Origin of the sequence: Corynebacterium sp., assembly GCF_030532965.1 — a bacterium.
Taxonomy (GTDB): domain Bacteria; phylum Actinomycetota; class Actinomycetes; order Mycobacteriales; family Mycobacteriaceae; genus Corynebacterium.
Genome location: NZ_JAUNKC010000013.1, coordinates 23,680 through 44,375, shown reverse-complemented (window position 1 = coordinate 44,375; position 20,696 = coordinate 23,680). Strand labels below are relative to the sequence as shown.

Here is a 20,696-nt window from a genome sequence, read left to right as displayed (position 1 = left end):
CAACTCCATGGGCTACAGCGGGAATCAATATAGATAACGTACTATATCAAGCGCAGCGTACCCCCAAGCGGTACCCCAGCATCACCGAGGAACCCTAAAAGAGCCGGATGGGTTGTATAGTAATGCGCCAAAAATACTGGTTTCACCAGTGCCGGTGCAGCCGAAGTTACTAGCGTTCTTCCCGCCGCCGATGCCGGATGCGTCGATAAGCAATGCGCCCAAACAGTGCAGTCACTAACCCGATAAGCGCGACTACCACCAAACCGGAAGCGCCGATGATGCCGGAACGGGTTTGCACACCGATCGTCACTGGCTCCGAGAACTGCGAATCATCATTCGCCGCCAACCACAACGACAAATCGGTACGGTGATCCGCGGAATTAGTAGGAAGATCGGCGGTCATTTGAACCGTGATCGACCCCTTGGCGGGGATAAACAAATCCTCCGGGACGTTAATATGTGCGCCGCTCGGGCCGCTATACCTAATCCGGGCATCAACCGGAAGCGGCAGACCGTTTTGAGCGACGATCAACAGCGGTGAGGAATCCGAGATTCGGGTGTAGACGTTGCCCGGCGGCAATAACGTCACTGACGTGCGTAGCTCCGTCAAAACTTGGTAATTGTTATTAAGCAGGCTCTTGGCATCGGCGACATGGGTGTCGTAGGTCGCGATCGCGGCACGGTCGTTATGGGTAAACGCCCGCAACACGTCGTGGCGCAGCGGTGCGGTGAACCCATAGGGGGTCAACGCGATCGCCGGATCGTTCATCATCAATTGGGTGAGATTATCCACCGACTGCAATTGACGCTGCGCTTGCAGGACTTCCGTATCGGAGATCACCGTGGGGTCGTCGTAAGGTGTACCAAATTCAATGACCTCGCCGCTTGCTTGGCGTTGCGCGCTAAGCCGCTCCAACTCGGCGGTCTCACTACCCGAAGGCGTCACGTAATCTGACAAGGTCATCGGGGTTGCGGCGGTCGAGTCGAGAAGCTGGCCGATGGTGGATAGCCACTGGGTTGCATCGGAAAGGGTCGGCGGAATCTGAACCAGCACGGGCTCACCCAAAGCGGCGGCATTAAAACCGCCGACAGTCATACGAATCGCGGCGTCACCGGTGGCGCGCCGGGCCGCGAGAGCATCAAGCCGGGAATCGTAGCGGGAACTGTAGCTACCGTAGCCGACGGTGATGGGATTAGGGGTGGCTTCGGCCAGGGTCGCAGCCAAAGAACTGGGGTAGCCGACCGCGCGGACGCCGGGGGCAAGGTGCGCGAAACGCCCTGATTGGGGGGTGTTCCACACCGTGTTATCCGCCACGAGAACCGAAACGGGTTCGTTGATCGCAGGTTCGGACGGTGCCGCGCCGCTGGCCCGTTGCGACCAATCGGCGGCGATATCCGGATAGGAGACTTCGCCGTCGTCGTTAGTGATGGTGGTGCTGGCGGTATCCGCCCACCGTAACTGGGGTGCAGTTTGTTCGGTGATATAGCCGCTGCCGGGGATAACAATATTGCTTAACGGGGTGATGTCGAGGATGCGCGCGATGGTGGCGGTTCCCTGCTGGATGGCTTCGCGCATTGTCCATTGGTTACCGGTGGCTGCCACCGCATTGATGTCAGTATTGGCCCAGGGCAAGGCCACAGTGCAGGAGGACTGCTGGGCGAGCGTCGATAAGCGATCGAGCCACGCGCGGGCAGCTTCGGTACCTTGCCCGGGGGTTCCGGCGGGATCTTCGTCCTGGAAATTCCAGGAATCACGGAGGCGGCGGTTTTGGCTGACGGAGCTTGGACGTTGGTGGGAGACCATATAACCATCAGCCATGCGGGCAACGGTATCGACCAATTGTGGGTCCAATGCCAGGCAGATGGCATTGGCAAGTCCCTGCGAGGCGGTAGTTTCATCGGCGTAATCGTCGAGCAATTCGTCTAATCGGCCGCCCTCGGTCAATTGCTGCGCCAATTGTTCACTGCGCAAGATCAGCGGCGCTTGCTTCGGTGCCTCCCCCATCTCACCACCGACGATGTCCACTTGGGCGGTGAGTGGGAAAACCACGCTCATTCGAGTGGGCTGCTGCGCAGGTGATGTATCGCTGAGGGCGGTGTCGGCGGTTCCGTTAGCTGCGGAATCAGTAGGCGCCGGTGGGGTGTCCCGCCCGACACTAATAAGGAACCGCTGGGTGCTGAGCAATTCTTGGCTGGTGGCGGACCGCAATCCGAGCGAAACCGGGTAGGTGCCAGGGCTGGCGATGGACAAACCACCAGGTGTCTGGACATCAGTGGTGATGGAAATGGTGATTTCACGGGATTGGCCAGGCGCTATGGTATCGGATTTGTCGATGGGTTCCGCAAAATACGGAAAGGCGCTGGAGTCTTGAGCCAGAATGTTTCGGGCGGCGGATAACGATTCGGGAGTGTCGGCGTGCTGGGCAACGATACTGAACCCGTGGAGTGGTTCCGGGGAGTCGTTTACTATTCGGACGGTGATCGGCAGCCGTTCCCCCACCGCGATGTGGGATGTCAACCCGACTACTTCGAGGCGAAATTCGGGGTGGTTTTCATCGGTGCGTAGATCGGGATTGACCCAGCGTGCGGCGGTCGCCGGATTCGTGGGTGAATTTGGCAACGCATCGCCAAAGGCAACAGGTGGGAGGTATCCGCCATGGGCCGCCGCCATGCCAATGACGGTGGCGGACGTGATCGCGCGAGTGAGGCTGCGAGTCAGCCTGCGGGGCGACGACATGCGACGGTTAGGAGTCATCGCGGCGTGACCCTTCCTTCCGCCAGCTCTTTTCGGGCCAAATCAGGCAGAAGATTGTGGGCGATTCGGGCAAGTTTGCGCTCGTCAGCGTATGCGAAATGTTCAATGAGCGCGGATGCCGGTATCCACGAGACTTCGGTGACCTCGGGGTCTTCGTCGTTAAGCGCCCCGTCCACGTAGCGTAATAGGTGGTGGTGAACGGTTTTGTGAATCCTGGTTCCGTCAGAAACGAACCAGTAATCAATGACGCCTAACTCGGCGAAAACTTCACCGTAGATTCCGGTTTCTTCCCATACTTCTCGCTCCGCGGTGACGGCGATGTCTTCGTCGTTTTCCACGTGCCCTTTCGGCATGGACCATAGCAGGCGGCCGCGACGATCCAAGCGGCCGATGAGCGCGACATAAATCCGGCTGAGATCGACGCTTCCGTCGGGCTGTACGGATTCCGCCAGTCCGGAAATAACCAATCCGCCCGCAGAGGTTTCAATGCGGGTTTCCATCTGGGTACTTGGGTAGGTGCTGCGCCTGTAGTTTTTCCGTTGCTGGCCGCCACGTTGGGTTTTAGGGGTTGCTTTTCGACGCCCCTTCGTGCGCCTATTGGTTGCGGTCTGCTTGGGCTCGGTGCTGCGACGCCGCCGGTTTTTGGAACGACTGGTGGCAGCCTGGGTGCTCGTGGTTTTCTCGCGTTTTCCCGCGGCCATGGCGTTTGGGGTAGGCGAGGGTGAAGATGCGGAATCTTCAGTGCTATCTGCATTCCGGTGAGAAACGGGCCGGTTGGTTTTCTGAGAATCTCGGGCGTTGCTGCTGCCGCCACGGCCACGCCTGCGGCGGCGCCGTCGGCTAGTGTCGTCCCCGGACCGCTTGGTGTGGTGCGGCCTGTTGTTCTCAGTCATCCTAGTGATCGTAACCTTAAAGCTGTATTAGTTGGGGCATTTGCAGCAGGTGTGCCCGAAGTTCATCTACGAAGTATTCAATGATAGCGCGTGTGGGCGGGTAGAATCATGCCCTGTGACTGAACACATCGAAACTCGTCCTATTCGTACCCCTAAAGAGGCGTTGGCCCAGGCCCAAACTGCGCTGCAGCCGCTCATGTCGGTGGTGGCACCATTAGCCGAGTTGTTTAACAACCAGGGCCACAAGCTCTACCTCGTGGGTGGCTCGGTACGGGATGCAATGCTTGGAAGTTTAGGTCACGATTTGGATTTCACCACCGATGCCAGGCCAGATGTTGTACTGCGCATGTTGGAAGGCTTCGGTGACGCGGTCTGGGATACCGGAATTGAATTCGGCACAGTATCGGCGGAAAAGGCGGGTCAGCAAATCGAAATCACCACCTTCCGCTCCGATGTGTATGACGGTGATTCCCGCAATCCCGAAGTTCAGTTCGGTGACACCCTCGATGGGGATCTGATTCGACGGGATTTTCGGGTCAATGCCATGGCGATCGAGATTCGAGCGGATGGGTCAATGGAGTTTTTCGACCCAGTTGCGGGTCTAGCCGATTTGGCCTCGGGTACCTTGGACACCCCCGCTGCTCCGGAACAAAGCTTTAACGACGATCCATTACGCATGTTGCGGGCCACTCGGTTTGTATCACAATTGGGATTTAGGGTGGCTGACCGAGTGTATCACGCCTTGGTTGAACTTGCGCCACAGATTCAGCGGATCACCGTCGAACGGGTGCAAGCTGAATTGGATAAGACCATTTTGGGTGCAGCGCCGTGGGATGGGATAGATCTCATGGTGGAAACAGGGCTGGCGGAATTCGTTTTTCCGGAGTTGCCTGCTTTGAAACTCACCCAAGATGAGCACCAACAGCACAAAGATGTCTATCGACATTCCCTCACTGTGCTCAAGCAGGCGATCGAACGGGAAGAAGAACCAGATTTGATCCTGCGGTGGGCGGCGCTCACCCACGATATTGGTAAACCGGACACCCGGGAATTCACCGAATCGGGAAAGGTGACGTTTCACCACCATGAGGTGGTGGGGGCGAAACTTGTGCGGAAACGTTTGCGTGCGCTCAAGTATCCCAAGGCAGTGGTGAAAGACGTGAGCCAACTGGTCTACCTGCATATGCGGTTTCACGGTTTCAGTGAAGGGCAGTGGACGGATTCCGCAGTGCGTCGATATGTCACTGATGCCGGGGAATTGCTGCCTAAGCTGCACAAACTGGTGCGGGCTGATTGCACCACCCGCAATAAGCGGAAAGCCGAACGACTGCAACGCACCTATGACCACTTGGAAAGCCGCATCGCGGACATTGCGGCACAGGAGGATTTAGCGCGGGTGCGGCCGGACCTTGATGGCAACGAGATCATGCAGATTCTGGATCTCAAACCGGGTCCCGATGTGGGCAAAGCCTGGGCGTTTCTTAAAGAGTTGCGGCTAGAATACGGGCCATTGGAGCGGGACGAAGCCATTGAACGGCTCCGAGAATGGTGGGCTGAACAGAACACCAGTTCCAATAGCTGAGAGGATTAACGATGTCTGAAATTTACTCGGATCGCTTATTTACCGGGATGGAGCGGGCGGAGCCTGCGCCGGGAATGTTGCTGGTTGCAGCCCCTGGAATGCAGTCAGAGGAGTTCGCCCGATCAGTGATTATGTTGATTGAGCATGATCACACGACGACGTTTGGCGTCAACCTAGCTTATCGAACAGACATTGCAGTGGCTAACGTCCTTCCAGAATGGGCGGACTGCGTGTCCAAGCCGCAGGCGATGTATTTAGGTGGCCCGCTCGCCCATCAATCTGCCGTGGGGGTGGCGGTGACCAAGCCGGAAGTCGACTTGGCTAGTCGCGGGCACTTTAATCGGTTAGCTAATCGAATCGCTTTGGTGGACCTCACCGCCGATCCGGCTGACGTGAAACCCGATCTGAGCGGAATGCGCATGTTTATTGGTTATGCGGAATGGGCACCGGGCCAATTGGCAGGGGAAATTGAGCGGGGCGAGTGGTATGTAGCGCCATGCTTGCCTTCGGACGTTATCGCCGCAGGTAACGTTGACATTTGGGGTGACGTGATGCGTCGACAAGCGATGCCGCTACCGTTATTTGCCACCTTCCCGTCGGAAATCGGCGAAAACTAAAAGGAGGATGTTTCACGTGAAACATCCTCTGATTTTTAGCTTAACTCTGGAAACTTCGCTATTGCCTCAGCCCACAATGCATCAAAATCCGCTTCAGAAATCTCCGTCGTCTCAATATCCGGGAAATCCGTGTAGCTGCGGGGGTGTGGAACTACATCTTGCGGCGGCGCGGCCAAGCCCACCACTACCCCGTTTGTCGCGCCACCGTGAATAACGCCGTGGGGGTCTAATTCAATAATTCGCAGCATCGCGCACCGAGAATCATCAATTTCTTCTAATTCCGCAATATGTGTGGTGCTGCCCGCCCCGGGGATCGTCATGTCCAACCTAATATAAATAGTCATGCATCCCACCTTATAACCTAACCCACGCTGCGCGCATACCGGCTTGCCAGCCAGGAACACATCATCAACTGCACCTGATGGAAAATCATCAGCGGAACAATGAGGATGCCGATATTGGCACCGCCAAAGATAACCGCGGCCATGGGCAACCCGGTGGCAAGCGATTTTTTAGAACCGCAGAATTGAATCGCCTTGACATCGGCTTCGGTAAACCCAAGTTTGTGGGCGACCCACCGGGAGAACCATAGCATAGCCGCAACCAGCGCTATGGAGAACAGCACCAGGCTGATTATCTCTATCGGGCCGACCTTCTGCCATACGCCGGATACCACGCCCGCGGAGAATGCAGCGTACACGACCATCGCGATCGATCCGCGATCAACGACTTTCGTCGCACTTCGCGCAGCAAAGGCAGAGAACCACGGCCGACACAGCTGTCCGAGAACAAACGGCAGTAGTAATTGCACAGCGATATCGATAAACACCTGGGTGTCGATCTGTACCCCATCGCCGCCTAGAAGCGCGGCGTTCATTGTGAGCATGACTAAAACCGGGGTGAGCACCACCCCAAGGACATTACTTAACGACGCACTCACGATCGCCCCCGCAACGTTGCCCTTAGCAATCGAGGTGAAGGCCACCGACGATTGCACCGTTGACGGCACAAGCGTTAAATACAAGATCCCTAGGTAGAGCTCCGGGTTAAGCTGCATGCCTATCGGGCGTAGCGCTATGCCGATCACCGGGAAGACCACGAAGGTAAAGGCGACAATGGTCGCGTGCAATCGCCAATGCTTAACTCCATCCAGCGCCTGTGCGGTAGATAGCCGTGCGCCGTATAAAAAGAACAGCACCGCTATGGCGACCTTCGTGGCGTAACCGAACCAGACCGCAAACGAGCCGCTGGCCGGGGCTATGATGGCGATTATCACCGCGAGGATAATGAGGACGATGAGGGGATCAAGTTTCGCTAACCAACTCCGCATACCCCTAAGTGTAGAAGTTGCCAGCGCGCGGTGCGTAATACGGGTAGCGTTAAAGCATGAGTACAGCTAACCAGTCTCCGCTTTTCACGCCGATGACGTTGCGTGGCCTCGATATTCGTAATCGCATCTTCCTGCCACCGATGTGCCAGTACCAAGCGACCGCGCTAGACGGTATGCCGACCGACTGGCACCTGGTGCATTATGGTGCACGCGCCGCAAGCGGCTTTGGTCTTATCATGGTGGAAGCCGCGGCGATTTCACCCATCGGCCGGATTTCCAACCAGTGCATCGGATTGTGGAACGACGAGCAGGCAGCGGCCTGGCGGCGGATCGTCGATTTCTGCCACGGTCAGGGCGCGGCAATGGGTGTCCAGTTGATCCACGCTGGCCGGAAGGCGGCTACGTATCCGGGGTTGCCCGGTTTTGAATCGGGTTCGATTCCGCTTATCGACGGCGGCTGGGAAACGGTTGCGCCGAGTGCCGAGCCGTTTCCCGGTTTGGCCCCGCCAGCGGAATTAAGCGTATCTGATATACAGACTGTCGTTAGCGATTTCGCGGCCGCGGCCCGGCGGGCTATGGCGGCTGGTTTCGATACGGTGGAGATTCACGCCGCGCACGGTTACCTGCTGCATCAATTCCTCTCCCCCGTTTCCAATCGCCGTACGGATAAGTACGGCGGTAGCTTCGAGAACCGGATCAGGTTACTCCTGGAGGTCGTCGACGCGATTCGCGCGGTTATTCCCGAGACAGCGCCGTTATTCCTCAGGATCTCTGCGACGGATTGGTTGGAGGATGCCCCGGGCATTACCTCCTGGACGATTCAGGATTCCGTTGCATTGGCGACAATACTTCGCGACCGGGGCGTGGACATTATTGACGTTTCCAGTGGCGGCTTGGTGCCCGCGCCGATCGTTTCTGGCCCCGGGTATCAGGTGCCGTTTGCGGAGGCAGTTCGTGAGGGCGCTGATATTCCCGTGGTTGCGGTGGGGCAATTGGGTGATCCGGTGCTAGCGCAGCGGGTGCTTTTCGACGCCAAAGCGGACGCGGTCGACATCGGTCGCGCGGCATTATTCGATCCGGCGTGGCCCTTGCGGGCAGCCCGGTTATTGGGTTTAGCGGAGGAAGAATGGCCGGTGGCGGAGAGCTATCACCGGGGAATGTGGGGGTGACAGAGAAGGATGTTTCACGTGAAACATTCACTATTCTGCCACGTTGAATGTCTCCCCTTCTAAGGTGATCTGTCGCTGTCGCAAGCCATCTCGGCTGGGGCCATCGATCACGGAGCCATCGTCGATGCTAAAGGTCGAACCGTGTCGAGTGCACCGAACCGTATCGCCGGATACTTGAGTGATCGGATAGCCTTGATGCGGGCATACGCTGGAATAGGCCTTGTACTCCCCCGCCGTGGGTTGGGCAATGATGACGTCACCTTCAATGACCGCACTGCCTACCGGAACGTCGGTGGCGGTAACGGAAATTTTGTCTGATCCGCTACTGCACGCGGCCAATACGGCTCCGGCGAAGGTGGTTGCCGTGCCAATGAGAAACATGCGGCGATTGCAATGGGTTGCATCGTTATTGGTCATGTTCTTAGTATGGCACCTTAATGGGCAGAGTGGAATTCGATAATTTCCGCGAAGATTCCCTAAACTGAACTATACCCTTATTTCGTCACTGTGACTTTTAGATAAAGAAGGCGATGTTTCACGTGAAACATCGCCTAAAAATATTGCGGTGATCCTAGCGGGTGGCCGCTTTCATTGTCCTGATAAAATCGCGAAGTTCATAGAGCAGCGCTTCTCGATCGCCTATGGCGATGTTCCCGGCTGGGTCGGTGACGCAGTGCTTCTCGATGATGGCCGTAATGGCGGAACCGGTGATGGCTCCTGCGGCACCCGCGGCAATCGCATCCGAAACATGTTGTGGTGTGGAGATGCCAAACCCGAGCAAGACCGGCGCTCCCCCATACTTGCTGATGTTCGCAACGACGTCAGAGAGGCCCGCGGTGGAAGATTCTCGTTCCGTGCCGGTAACGCCATCGCGGGAAATCGCGTAAATATACCCCCGCGAATGGGCGGCGACACCGGCCAAGGTGCGTTCCGCAGCCTGGGCAGGCGCGATGAAGATCGGGAAGATACCAGCTTGCTCAGCGGCCTCGATAAAGGGTTTTCCTTCTCGGACTGGAACGTCTGGAATCAAAATGCTGTCTGCGCCCGCTGCGGCAAACTCTTGATAAAAGCGGTCGATTCCCCGACTGAAGGGAACGTTTCCGTAGATCAATAACCCGATGGGAAGGTCCGGAAATTCCGAGCGGATCCGGCTGATTAAGTCGATGGCGGATTCTATCGTTGCGCCATTAGCGAGCGCTCGGATGTGGGAACGTTGGATCGTTGGGCCATCGGCTACGGGGTCGGAGAATGGAACGCCGAGCTCTAAAGCATCTGCCCCGGCGGCTATCGCGGCCCGAACGATCTCTAACGAATCGGCCGGGGTCGGATCGCCCAGCATGATGAACGGTACGAATGCGCCTTCCTGGGTGTCGGAAAGGCGGCTAAACATGCGCTGGTAGCGATCAGGGGTGTGGATTGTCATTGTTTTAGTCCTCCAACGCGAGTTCTGGATGTTGTGTAATCGTGCGCCGAATATGGTCGACGTCTTTGTCGCCTCGACCAGATAGGGAGACCAGGATGGTGAGATTCTGAGCGTTAGCTTCGGCTTCTTCCGCGCGTCGTAACGCGTAGGCCAGGGCGTGGGAGGATTCTAACGCCGGAATAATGCCCTCGTGGCGGGCTAGTAGCTGGAACGCCTTCAGCGCTTCGGCATCGGTTACCGGCACATAGGACGCGCGCCCGGTGCTCGCCAAATAAGCGTGTTCGGGGCCGACACCCGGATAATCAAGACCTGCTGATATGGAGTAGGATTCTTCTACCTGACCTTCGCTGTCGCGCATGAGGTAGCTGCGGGCACCGTGGAGGATCCCAATCTGGCCGTTGCAGATAGTCGCGCCGTGGTGTCCCGATTCCACGCCGTGCCCACCCGGCTCGGTGCCGATCAACTCCACCTCGGGCTCGTCGATAAACTCGGCAAACATTCCGATGGCGTTGGAGCCGCCACCCACGCAGGCGACGACGACGTCTGGGAGGCCGCCGATTCGCTCGCGCATTTGGCGCTTTGCTTCCTCGGAGATAACCCGGTGAAACTCTTTGACGATGGTGGGAAACGGGTGGGGCCCAGCCGCAGTTCCGAGAAGATAATGGGACTCGTGGAATGTCGCTGTCCAATCCCGTAGGGCTTCGTTCACGGCATCTTTAAGCGTGCCCGAGCCAGAGTCAACGGGTACCACCGTGGCGCCCATGAGCTGCATGCGATAGACATTGGGTTGTTGCCGTTCAACGTCTTTGGCACCCATGTAAATCACGCAATCCAGCCCCAATAGAGCGCACGCAAGCGCGGTGGCGGTGCCGTGTTGCCCGGCACCGGTTTCGGCGATGATGCGAGTTTTGCCCATTCGCTTGGCTAGCAGTGCTTGGCCAATAACTTGATTTGTTTTATGTGCGCCACCGTGTACTAGGTCTTCCCGCTTTAGAAAGATACGAGCATAGCCCCTCCCCTTTCCTTCTTCGGGAAGATGGCGGCATTCGGTAATCGGGGTTGGGCGCCCCAAATAGTCGCGGAGATAACCGGAGAGCTCCGCTTTGAAATGCGGATCGGCCATTGCGTCCACGAAGGCTTGTTCCAATTGGTCGAGGGCGGGTATGAGCGATTCCGGGACGTATTGGCCGCCAAATTCACCAAAATAGGCGGGAAGAATTGTGGCCCCGCCGTCGCGTTCTGTTGCTTGGGTCATTTAAACAATCTCTTTCTCATGGGTTCCGAAATGAAACGTGCGAATGGTAGAAAAGGCTTGGGCTAGCGCGGCTGTGTCTTTAGTGCCCTGCCAATGATCGGTAGTGGCACTGCCGTATTCGACGCCGGAATTGAGGTCGACGCCGACGCAGCCGGTGGCTAGGGCGGTAGAAATATTGGTCGGCGAAATCCCACCCGCGATAAGCGCTGTGGCAGTTACTTCTTCCGGTATCACAGACCAATCGAAGGAGGTTCCCGTGCCGCCAGCCCCGGAATCGAGGACGAGCATGTCGGTCGCTTTGGCCATGGCTATCGCCCACTCCGGACCGTATGTTTCAGTCATGGATACTGCGCGCCATACGGCTACATCGGCTGGGATTTCCTGTCGTACCCGAGCCACAAGCGCTAGTTCGTCGTCGATTGAGCCTTGGTAGGGGCTATGAATCTGGACCGCTGTGATGCCCGGCTGAATGAGCTCGTGCCAGCCGGTGGTGCGCCGGGATACGGCAACGTAGTTGAGATTAGGCTCTTCGGCGATGATTTTTTCCGATGTTTCACGTGAAACATTGCGGGGCGATTTCGCTTCAAAGATCAATCCACCATAGGTTGCGCCTACCGCCCGGGCGGCCTGCGCGGCTGCTGGCGTCGTTAAGCCACACACTTTATTGGGGCCATACACCAGCATCCGCGCGGCCCGGTCGATATCGGGCTGGCTGGTGAGCTGTGAGCCGACCAGGAAGCCGTTGCAGTGCGTGCTTAGACGCCGGACGGTTGCATTATCCCGAATACCGGACTCCGCGATCACGACGGCATCCTCGGGAAGCAGCGCGGAAAGCGCGGCCGAACGGCTGAGGTCGATGCTGAGATCGTGCAGATTTCGGTGATTGATTCCAAAAATCCGTGCCCCCAACCGGATCGCGCGTGCGACTTCGTTCGCGTCAATTACTTCGGTGAGGACATCCATATCGTAGTGAGCAGCCAGCTGCGACAGCGAGCGGTATTCCTCGTCGGAGAGCACGCTGAGCATGAGGAGGATGGCGTCCGCACCGAAATAACGAGCCGCGTGTATTTGCACCGGATCGATGATGAAGTCCTTGCACAGAACCGGGAGGTGGGTGGAAGCCGCGACTGTTTGCAGATGATCGTAGTCGCCATCGAAGAACTCCGGTTCGCATAATACGGAAATGCCCGCGGCGTAGCGGCTATACACGCGCGCGATGTCAGCGGGATTGAAGTGCTCCCGAATCAACCCCAGCGACGGTGAGGCCTTCTTGCACTCCATGATGTAGGCCGCTCCCCCACGCCCGCCCCGCTTGAGGTTGTCATAGAGGCTTCGGGTAGATTTACTGAGGGAATCGAATTCCACATGGGCGATGCGCGCCGCTATGCGGGGTAGATCGGCCCGACGCTTGTCGACGATTCTCTCGAGGACTGTGGGCAATGTGGATGTTTCACGTGAAACATTGTTGTTAATCGGTTCCATAATCTGCGTCCTCGTGGGTGGTCAGCCAATTGTGTACAGTCTGATTACTGAGCAGTTCCAAGGCTAGCTCTGCGCCTTCTCGCAGTGAATCGGCCGCATCATGCAGGTAGAACATCGCGCCAGCGGAGGCCGCCAATGCGTGATTTTGGGCGGTTGTTCCTTCGCCCTTGAAAATATCCCGCAAGATTTTCGCGTTGGCTGCACCATCGCCGCCTGCTAAATCGGACAGCGGATGGCGGCTGAGGCCTAAGCCTTCCGGCTCAATTTCGTAGTGCGAAATCTCGCCATCCTTCAACTCCCACACCTGGGTGGTGCCGTGCACCGCGATTTCATCAACGCCGGAACCATGAACCACCAACGCCCGGTTGCGCCCGAGTTCTTTAAAAACCTCTGCGATCATCTGCCCCATCTCCGGATTCGCTATACCCATTATTTGCAGATCCGGGCGCGCGGGCGAAAGAATCGGCCCGAGCGTGTTGAAGATGGTGGGGAGACGAAGGGCGCGCCGAACCGGCATGACATGGGCAACAGCTGGGTGATAGGCCGGGGCGAAAAGGAAGGTGAAGTTCGACGCTTCTACTTGGCGCACCGCGCGCTCTGGGTCAAGATCCAGCGGAATATTCAGCGCCTCTAACACATCGGCGGAGCCGGATTGTGAACTAACGGAACGGTTGCCGCATTTCACAACCCGGCAGCCGCCTGCAGCGGTGATAAGCGAAGCGCCTGTGGAAATATTGAAGGTATTGGAGCGATCGCCGCCGGTGCCTGCGGTATCTAAGACCCCTGCCCCGGTGATGGGAAACGGCCGAGCGGCTTTCACGAAAGCGCGCGCCGCACCGAGCACGTCGGCAAGCGTCTCGCCGCGAGTGCGTAAGGTGGCGAGCAAGGCCGCGATGTGTACATCGTCGTACTCGCCGGTGGTAAGTGGCGTGAATACTTCTTGCGCTTCTTCGGCGGTGGGGTGCGGGTTATCGAGATAGGCGATGAGCCGATCCAGATGATGAGTTGAGGTCATAATTGTCTAACTTTCTTATTCGGTGTTATTTCGTCACAGTGATGTTATTTGTGCTTGGCGTGGGAGACGAGTGTCTCGATGCACCTATCGAGAATTATCGGCCCACTCGGGCTCAAAATGCTTTCAGGATGGAATTGCAATCCGATCGCCATCCCGTCGACAGTTTGGGCCGCCATGATGACCGCCCCCAGCTTTTCAGTATCACAGGTACTCAGCACGCGAATATCTGCGGGCGCGTCTGTGATGCGGCAGCCAAGCGAATGGTACCGGGCGACAGGGACATTGTTACCGATATAGCCGATCTCTGGGCGGGCATCGGTTGTTAACTGGGCGAAAATCTCGCTCTCATGTCCAGCCTCAGTCAGCTGCATAGCGTCTGTTACCCCGTGTACCGGGCCACAGGGCTGTACCGTCGCCCCGTAGTGCGCAAGGAGCGCCTGGAAGCCGAGACAGATCCCCAAGATCGGGATTTGGCCCAAGGTGGCGTCGATAAGCTCCATCATGGTCCCGGCATCGCACGGATGGCCCGGACCCGGCGACAAACAAATAAGGTCTGGTTCGGCGGCCAAAATATCGGCCACCGACACCGTATTGCGAAAAACGGTGCAGCGATAGCCACCAACCGCAAACGCATCAACCAGGTTATAGACAAAGGAATCGTGATTATCTATCAAAACCACGTGAATCGATGGTTGGCTCATCGTTGTACCTCCGGAAATTTGGCTTGTGCTGCGGCAATGGCGCTCAATACCGCGTATGCCTTATGAACCGTCTCATCAGCCTCTGCCTGCGGTTGGGAGTCACGAACGACGCCCGCACCCGCTTGGACGATAGCGGTCCCATCTTGAACGAAAGCCGAGCGAATCACGATCGCGGTATCCATGGAGCCGTCGCCGCTGAGATAGCCCACTGCCCCACCATAGGACCCCCGCCGCACTCCTTCGGTCTCGCGGATAAGCTCCATCGCCCGCAACTTCGGTGCTCCGGTCAACGTGCCCATATTCATGCAGGCGCGATACGCGTCGAGCGCATCGAAATCAGTATCGAGCGTAGCGGTGACCCGACTCACCAAATGCATGACCCGTGAATAGCGATCCACCTGTAATAGCTCCGCCACTTTCCTGGTAGCAGGCACGGCAACCCGCGCTAGATCGTTACGCGCCAAATCGACCAGCATGATGTGTTCGGCCATTTCCTTGGCGTCGGTACGCATATCAAGTTCGGCGCGAATATCGAGTTCGTGATTGATCTGCCCGTCGGCAGTCAATCCGCGGGGCCGTGTTCCGGCGATGGGATATAGCTGAACCTCGCGAGTTAAAGCTGTGAACTTCAGGTTGGATTCCGGCGACGCTCCGAACAGCTCAAACGGCTGACCTGCGGCAAGACCGTGAAAATAGAACATGTATGGACTTGGATTGACCGACCGTAGCGACCGATAGGCCGCGAAAGCGTCGGGGCAGGCCGTGCTAAACGACCGCGCTGGGACGACCTGATATATATCACCGGCAGCGATGTTGCCCTGCAAACGTTCCACGTGGGCCCGGAACTCTGCGTCGCTGACGCTAGCCTGGACTGGAAGTGCCGCCGTTGGCGTGGGCGTTGGGTCTGCCGGAGTCGCGACGAAGCTGCCAATAAGACCGCTGAGCTTTTCGACGCTTTCCGTCGCCGCCTCCTGCGAAAGCGCCACGCATTCGATGTCGGCGGTTTGAGTCAGATGGTCGATGCGCAGCAATTGCTCCGCTACGAGGAATTGATAGTCCGGGAAAGTATTATGGCCTCCCCGGACTTCCGGCAAGTGCTCGAAGGAGTCGATGTAGTCAAAGGCGAATCCTCCCCCCACCATCGGCACCGTTTCACCGCGATAACCGGCGTTTTCTTGCAGTGCTCGCAACACTGCGGCGGTGCTTTGGGCTTGTAACCGCTCTCGTTCATTGTGCGCAGTTGTGGGCGGAAATTGGAACTCTAAGGTGGTCGTTGTTTCCGACACAACAAATTCCGGCAGTTGTTCCGCTAGTCGACGCAGCATCGCTTCCCCGGTGGGGGTTAAGGCATCGGCGGTCACAGAATGCTGCGTGCAGGTAACCCGCACCGCAGCCGCAATTATTGCCATGCAGGCAGTGTTCTTCTTGGAATCAATGTCCGCGCTCTCCAGGAGCAAGGTATTGGGGTTATCCACCCCGCCCAATGCCGCAAATAATGCTGCGGCGTCAGCATGGTAACGAACCGGGGAATGTTTCACGTGAAACATTGGCGAATTTTGAGAATGAGTCGTCATAATAATCCCTATTGCCCCACGCCTTCTTGTGCATTAGATTCCGCAGTCATAGCCGCTAAAACCTCTGCTACCTTCGGGTTTGTGACATCGGTGGTTGCGGGATCCTCAGCAGCGAGGTCGCCTAAGATATTCCGTACATAATTGACGTCCTTATCACCCCGGCCGGACAAGTTGACCAAGATGGTGATCGGTTCACCCGTCTCCTCGGCCTCTTCCGCCAGTTTAAGGGCGTATGCAAGGGCATGAGAGGACTCTAGCGCGGGAATAATGCCCTCATACCGACTGAGCATGCGAAATGCCTGCAATGCCTCGGCGTCGGTAATGCCGACGTACTGGGCACGGCCGGTGGACATGAGGTAGGCGTGTTCCGGGCCGACACCAGGGTAATCGAGGCCAGCCGAGACCGAATGCGAGTGCTGGACGGAGCCGTCGTCGTTAAGCATGACATAGGTGCGGGAACCATGTAGAACCCCGACCTTCCCTCGGTTCAGCGGCGCGCCATGCTTGCCGGAATCAAGTCCCTCACCTGCGGGTTCCACGCCGACGAGGGTGACGTCTTCATTCCCAGGCTTGTCGGTCAGGTAATCGGCGAAAGCGCCAATAGCATTGGAACCGCCGCCGACACAGGCGACCACCACGTCGGGAAGCTTGCCGTCTAAGTGCTCGAGCATTTGCTCGCGGGATTCGCGGGAAATAACAGCTTGGAATTCCTTCACCAGCTTTGGGAAGGGATGTGGGCCGCAGGCGGAGCCCAAAAGATAATGGGTAGTATCCAGATTTTCTACCCAGTCCCCCAGCGCAACATCGATGGCATCGGACATGGAATCGCCGTGCTCATTGGTGACCGGTACGACGGTCGCCCCCATCAACCGCATGCGATAGACATTCGGTTGTTGCCGCGCTACGTCTTTCGCTCCCATATAGATCGTGCAGTCCATGCCCATCAGCGCCGCTACCATCGCGGTTGCGGTTCCGTGTTGGCCAGCACCGGTTTCCGCAATAAGCCGGGTCTTACCCATGCGCTTGGCGATAAGTGCCTGCGCTAATACTTGGTTGCCTTTATGAGCACCGCCGTGCACCAAGTCTTCTCTTTTAAGGAAGATGCGGGCTTTGCCCCTACCCCGACCTGCTAACGGAAGATTCGCGCATTCTGTGATCGGGGTGGGCCGACCAAGAAAGTTCCGCCGAAGCTCGTCCAATTCTTCTTCGAAGGTGGGATCGGAGAGAACCTCGACGAAACCCGCTTCAAGTTGGTCTAATACTGGGAATAGCATCTCCGGGACGTGCTGGCCGCCGAAATCGCCGAAGTAGGCGTCGATGAGGGTTTCGCGGAGTGTCTTATCAGTCATGGGGAACCTTTCATATGCAACGGTGTGGGTACTTCCGTGCTGTGAATGGGTTCCCGAAAGAAATGAAGGCCCTTCGCAGCCGGGAAGCTGGTTATCTGGGCCGGAAACTTACAATCAACTAATCGGGCCCGCTGTTACGCGCGCCACCACCAGTAGTTGTGTATTGTATCCATCGCTTAGTTAATTTACTGTGTGATCCAGGTTAAGTGCAACCCCAATGCAGATTTTGCTGTCATGGGTGCACATGTTTCACGTGAAACATTGATGATAATGCCCCCAAGGGACCGTCGACAAGCGAAAAATACGGCATTACTGCTGGATAATTGCCGCATATGCCGCTAATGCTTTGGTTTTGATACTACCCGTGGCGATTTCCGTCATCCGGTGGAGCGGAATCCAGGTATCAATCGGAATATAACCAGTTGCAGTAGCCGCCCTTAAAGTTTCGCCGTGGGCTATGCAGGTGTTAAGAATCTTCCCGAGCCACGCAGGTGGTGCCTCACCTGCACTGATAGCCGCGACGGCACCGGAAACGCACTCACTTAGAAGTGGCCATAGGGTCGGAAGATAGTCGGTTGTGCGTAGCAATTTCAATACGGGTAGTGGTGACCATTCGGGGGTTCCCACAAGTTCACGGGTGGTTAGGGCAATTAGTTGCGAAGAAATTTTCTTTTCAATGAGGAAACTGAGAAATAGCCGCTGCGCAGCATTGCCGGTTTTGCCCGGTCCCATGGTCGCGAGCAAAATAAATACGACCGTTTGCGGCATTGGTATCGGCGGGTAAGAACAATCCAATGGAGTTTTGGGTTTCAAAATCCACTGGCTTCCGTTCCATTGCATTGCGTAATCGCTGGTCATCCGTCCATCCTGGCATTTATCAAGGATGATTTCATGTGAATCCAGAACCATATCAAAGCAGAACGGACTGACATATAGCTGCGCACCGGATAGCTCCCAGCACCGGTGGTTTAAGCGGGTGTGGTCAATTTCGACCACACGTCTTTTGGGGTCAATCGGTGATGTCCGGCAATTAACAGGTGCGTTATCGATAATCACCGGTGGTTCCGGATCGTCCCAACCCGCAAGGGTTGGCTGACTAATAGCAGCAATATTCACTGGTGAAGGCAGTTTTTCAATGATCTGTTGGGCGTAATTACTTGTCGAATTTCTATCATCAAGGTCAGCAAACCGACGTACCCCTGGCAGTTGGGCAACATCGCGCGAGGCATCGCCATTTTCGATCGCGTTCGCGACGCTAGGCGCAAATTCTAGCAAGGTTCGCGCAACCTGGGCGGTGCCAATCGTTGGGGTTATACACTGGGCTAACGCGGTATCAAGAAGGTGCCAGGCGATTGCCACCATCCCCATATCGGCAAGTTCTTGCGCTATTCTCGTCAGCTTGGCGTGACTATTTCCCTGAGGGTTCCAATCAAGAAAAGCCGGATCTGGCATCCCCGGCAGAAGTAAACCACGTGACCATGCGTCCACAATAGCCTGTTGACCAGCGCCGTTACCTCCAACTGTCGCGGCGATGAGGTTCATTGCGGTCCCAGGCATAAGTGGTGTTGCACTCCGGGCAGCCTGTTGCGCCAGCTGGTTGGCAGCGATATTTGCCGCATTGCGCCGAAACCGCAGCCGTGTCCACGCAACATCGCCCCAACGAGGTACGATTCCTGGATCAAGGTGATCGTGGTTGCTGTAATTGAATAGGTATCCCCCTACATCGATAAAACGCGATGTGGTGGCCGCTTTTTCGGCGTGAGTAACCAGCGTGTGGTATGCGTTGCCATGCGAAACCCCACGCTCCAAGCTGGGTAGCCCGAGTGGTGTGGTAAGGAAATCAGCGATAACCTCGCCCACCGTGTGTGGTAATTCGTACGTAAGGTTTCGCACAATTTTAATTGTGTACGATCGAAGTTTGTGTTGCGCACTAGAAATGTCAATATTGGCAGTGCTTAACCTGCATAACGCCACCACCAAATCTGGTTCCAGTATGGAAACATTGTGGGCACTATAAATATCAAGACGTGCCAATAAGTCATCGAAGCTAATGCTTAAATCGACGAAGCTCGGTTCCGACAGCATGCATGGCACCGATGATCGAACGAGTTGATAATTACGTTCAGCAATAGCGGAGCCATGTTCGGACATCGATGCGGGCGTGCTTTGAATTGCCGGGGCAAAAAATGGCCACCACCAGGCATCATCGACAGTCTTGCCTGCCCCTATTCGCGCTGCCGCATCCGGGTCCAAGCGGCACAATTCCAGGAATGCGACCATGCATTGTTCGGTTTCTACTGTGGTGACTCCGGCGTCGAAAAGCCCCGTTGCTAGTACCTCAACGATCGCTGTTACTGATGCGGGCATCCGCTCGAACCGGGGTAACTGCCATAGCGACGGCGGATTCTGCCACCGATACAGTGCTTTGCTTGTCGACGTTTCAGGTACCCTCCCCCACTGCTTCACTAACGCTAAAGCCCGACGGCTAACCTCCGTGTCGGCAGAGTCGCCTAACTCCAATACACGATCTAACAGGGGTTTTATAGCTGTATCGTCTAAATCCGCACGTAATGCAAGCGCTTTAAGAATACGGCGCTGACCAGTAAGCGTTGGCACATATAAGGCAGGGATTGCGACATCCGCCACACACTCCGGGGTGGCGCTAGTAATCATGCGCTCCCCCAATGCGACCACATGGTGGGGCGCTGCGACATTCAAAAATTCAACGAACCCATCCCAGTGGTTAACGATGTCGGCATCTATAGGTGCAAGTTCCTGGAACAAGAAATTCATCATGTGGCGTTGCTGGGATCGCTCGACTGCGGTTGCAAGCGATGAAACCGCAGCAGAAACGACTTCTTCCCTGGGGATTAATCCAAGCTCCAGTCCTGCTATCGACACCGATCCGGCAACCGTCCACAATGGTATATTCGCGGCGAAACAGGCCCGCAAATGTCGGGTAAAAGTAGGCTCCAACTCCGTCCAGCTTGGCAGATTTTGATTGTGCCCAATATTTATGGCGTCGGGGCAATTTAATGCCAGTGCCGCAGCATGCAACCATGCCATTAAATAGTGCGTATTGGTCGGAATGTCGTACTCGTGCAGATGGCTGGTGACGAGGAAAATCGACATGAGATTAAAATCTGTGTCGCTGTCCAGCACGTCTGGATTTCCACCAGACGTACACGCCGCCGCTATGAACTCCAGCGCGTAATCACGCCCTCTTGCTGCGGCAAGCTGCGCGAAAAGCCGGAAATCAGTGCGGTGACCGTGCTCTATCCGTAGCTCGATAATCCGTTTCGGTGACACCCCAAGGCGCAGCGCGAAAAGCGTCAGCTTATACGGCGATTCCCCGGAAAGGTAATCCACATGTCGGTATATCGGACGCCGCTCTATCCTGTCCCATTTACCGGAACTTAGGCCTTGACGTGCGATTTCCTGTTGCTTGGCATCACCCAACGGCAACGTTGGGATCTGTTCTATGGCCGCATCAGGCCAACCCAATTCCCGGTACAGCGTTATCGCCGCATTCAGATACTTATGGGGCATAT

Annotated in this window: 16 protein-coding genes; 3 read left to right on the top strand and 13 right to left on the bottom strand. The window is 56.6% G+C overall.

Going from position 1 to position 20,696, the window contains the following annotated elements; translation table 11 throughout:
* Positions 1–169: 169 nt before the first annotated feature.
* Positions 170–2,755, bottom strand: a complete 2,586-nt coding sequence (locus Q4D85_RS07450) for a hypothetical protein (RefSeq protein ID WP_303199373.1) — start codon at positions 2,753–2,755, stop codon at positions 170–172.
* On the bottom strand, positions 2,752–3,648 hold the full coding sequence (locus Q4D85_RS07445; RefSeq protein ID WP_303199372.1) for an NUDIX hydrolase: 897 nt from the start codon (positions 3,646–3,648) through the stop codon (positions 2,752–2,754). The genes Q4D85_RS07450 and Q4D85_RS07445 overlap by 4 nt, the downstream gene beginning before the upstream one ends.
* Before the next feature lie 142 nt (positions 3,649–3,790).
* Between Q4D85_RS07445 and Q4D85_RS07440 the strand changes: the two genes are divergently transcribed.
* Both Q4D85_RS07440 and Q4D85_RS07435 read left to right on the top strand, forming a co-directional pair.
* Entirely contained in the window at positions 3,791–5,230 is a 1,440-nt protein-coding gene (locus Q4D85_RS07440; RefSeq protein ID WP_303199421.1) for a CCA tRNA nucleotidyltransferase, read from the top strand.
* A gap of 11 nt (positions 5,231–5,241) precedes the next feature.
* Positions 5,242–5,847 carry a YqgE/AlgH family protein gene (locus Q4D85_RS07435; protein WP_303199371.1) on the top strand — a complete coding sequence of 202 codons (606 nt, stop codon included), beginning with the start codon at positions 5,242–5,244 and terminating at the stop codon, positions 5,845–5,847.
* A 35-nt stretch (positions 5,848–5,882) separates the two neighbouring features.
* Here Q4D85_RS07435 and Q4D85_RS07430 read toward each other — a convergent pair whose 3' ends face one another.
* A complete protein-coding gene (locus tag Q4D85_RS07430; protein ID WP_303199369.1) occupies positions 5,883–6,191 on the bottom strand; it encodes a hypothetical protein in 309 nt (102 codons plus the stop codon).
* Between the two features lie 17 nt (positions 6,192–6,208).
* A complete protein-coding gene (locus Q4D85_RS07425; RefSeq protein ID WP_303199368.1) occupies positions 6,209–7,177 on the bottom strand; it encodes a bile acid:sodium symporter family protein in 969 nt (322 codons plus the stop codon).
* 56 nt (positions 7,178–7,233) lie between these two features.
* Between Q4D85_RS07425 and Q4D85_RS07420 the strand changes: the two genes are divergently transcribed.
* Positions 7,234–8,346 carry an NADH:flavin oxidoreductase/NADH oxidase gene (locus tag Q4D85_RS07420; protein WP_303199367.1) on the top strand — a complete coding sequence of 371 codons (1,113 nt, stop codon included), beginning with the start codon at positions 7,234–7,236 and terminating at the stop codon, positions 8,344–8,346.
* A gap of 30 nt (positions 8,347–8,376) precedes the next feature.
* Here Q4D85_RS07420 and Q4D85_RS07415 read toward each other — a convergent pair whose 3' ends face one another.
* The 9 genes from Q4D85_RS07415 to Q4D85_RS07375 form a co-directional block, all read right to left on the bottom strand.
* Positions 8,377–8,763, bottom strand: coding sequence for a Rieske (2Fe-2S) protein (locus Q4D85_RS07415; RefSeq protein ID WP_303199366.1), 387 nt, complete (start codon positions 8,761–8,763; stop codon positions 8,377–8,379).
* 154 nt (positions 8,764–8,917) lie between these two features.
* Positions 8,918–9,769 (bottom strand): tryptophan synthase subunit alpha, encoded by an 852-nt coding sequence (gene trpA / locus Q4D85_RS07410; RefSeq protein ID WP_303199365.1) that lies wholly within the window; start codon positions 9,767–9,769, stop codon positions 8,918–8,920.
* 4 nt (positions 9,770–9,773) lie between these two features.
* Positions 9,774–11,024 carry a tryptophan synthase subunit beta gene (gene trpB / locus Q4D85_RS07405; protein WP_303199364.1) on the bottom strand — a complete coding sequence of 417 codons (1,251 nt, stop codon included), beginning with the start codon at positions 11,022–11,024 and terminating at the stop codon, positions 9,774–9,776.
* On the bottom strand, positions 11,025–12,506 hold the full coding sequence (trpCF, locus tag Q4D85_RS07400) for a bifunctional indole-3-glycerol-phosphate synthase TrpC/phosphoribosylanthranilate isomerase TrpF (RefSeq protein WP_303199363.1): 1,482 nt from the start codon (positions 12,504–12,506) through the stop codon (positions 11,025–11,027).
* Positions 12,493–13,521 carry an anthranilate phosphoribosyltransferase gene (gene trpD / locus Q4D85_RS07395; RefSeq protein ID WP_303199361.1) on the bottom strand — a complete coding sequence of 343 codons (1,029 nt, stop codon included), beginning with the start codon at positions 13,519–13,521 and terminating at the stop codon, positions 12,493–12,495. The genes trpCF and trpD overlap by 14 nt, the downstream gene beginning before the upstream one ends.
* 44 nt (positions 13,522–13,565) lie before the next feature.
* A complete protein-coding gene (locus Q4D85_RS07390; RefSeq protein WP_303199360.1) occupies positions 13,566–14,222 on the bottom strand; it encodes an anthranilate synthase component II in 657 nt (218 codons plus the stop codon).
* A complete protein-coding gene (locus tag Q4D85_RS07385; RefSeq protein ID WP_303199357.1) occupies positions 14,219–15,796 on the bottom strand; it encodes an anthranilate synthase component 1 in 1,578 nt (525 codons plus the stop codon). The genes Q4D85_RS07390 and Q4D85_RS07385 overlap by 4 nt, the downstream gene beginning before the upstream one ends.
* An 8-nt stretch (positions 15,797–15,804) precedes the next feature.
* Positions 15,805–17,145: a tryptophan synthase subunit beta gene (gene trpB / locus Q4D85_RS07380; protein ID WP_303199355.1), complete on the bottom strand. Its 1,341-nt coding sequence runs from the start codon at positions 17,143–17,145 to the stop codon at positions 15,805–15,807.
* Positions 17,146–17,454: 309 nt separating this feature from the next.
* Complete coding sequence (locus Q4D85_RS07375) at positions 17,455–20,694, bottom strand: hypothetical protein (RefSeq protein WP_303199354.1); 3,240 nt, start codon at positions 20,692–20,694, stop codon at positions 17,455–17,457.
* Positions 20,695–20,696: the final 2 nt, after the last annotated feature.

Coding starts and splice junctions, on each gene's coding strand:
- Q4D85_RS07375 (WP_303199354.1), bottom strand. CDS start 20,694: ATGCCCCATAAGTATCTGAATGCGGCGATAACGCTGTACCGGGAATTG.
- trpB (WP_303199355.1), bottom strand. CDS start 17,145: ATGACTGATAAGACACTCCGCGAAACCCTCATCGACGCCTACTTCGGC.
- Q4D85_RS07385 (WP_303199357.1), bottom strand. CDS start 15,796: ATGACGACTCATTCTCAAAATTCGCCAATGTTTCACGTGAAACATTCC.
- Q4D85_RS07415 (WP_303199366.1), bottom strand. CDS start 8,763: ATGACCAATAACGATGCAACCCATTGCAATCGCCGCATGTTTCTCATT.
- Q4D85_RS07420 (WP_303199367.1), top strand. CDS start 7,234: ATGAGTACAGCTAACCAGTCTCCGCTTTTCACGCCGATGACGTTGCGT.
- trpCF (WP_303199363.1), bottom strand. CDS start 12,506: ATGGAACCGATTAACAACAATGTTTCACGTGAAACATCCACATTGCCC.
- trpB (WP_303199364.1), bottom strand. CDS start 11,024: ATGACCCAAGCAACAGAACGCGACGGCGGGGCCACAATTCTTCCCGCC.
- Q4D85_RS07430 (WP_303199369.1), bottom strand. CDS start 6,191: ATGACTATTTATATTAGGTTGGACATGACGATCCCCGGGGCGGGCAGC.
- Q4D85_RS07450 (WP_303199373.1), bottom strand. CDS start 2,755: ATGACTCCTAACCGTCGCATGTCGTCGCCCCGCAGGCTGACTCGCAGC.
- Q4D85_RS07390 (WP_303199360.1), bottom strand. CDS start 14,222: ATGAGCCAACCATCGATTCACGTGGTTTTGATAGATAATCACGATTCC.
- Q4D85_RS07445 (WP_303199372.1), bottom strand. CDS start 3,648: ATGACTGAGAACAACAGGCCGCACCACACCAAGCGGTCCGGGGACGAC.
- trpD (WP_303199361.1), bottom strand. CDS start 13,521: ATGACCTCAACTCATCATCTGGATCGGCTCATCGCCTATCTCGATAAC.
- Q4D85_RS07435 (WP_303199371.1), top strand. CDS start 5,242: ATGTCTGAAATTTACTCGGATCGCTTATTTACCGGGATGGAGCGGGCG.
- trpA (WP_303199365.1), bottom strand. CDS start 9,769: ATGACAATCCACACCCCTGATCGCTACCAGCGCATGTTTAGCCGCCTT.
- Q4D85_RS07425 (WP_303199368.1), bottom strand. CDS start 7,177: ATGCGGAGTTGGTTAGCGAAACTTGATCCCCTCATCGTCCTCATTATC.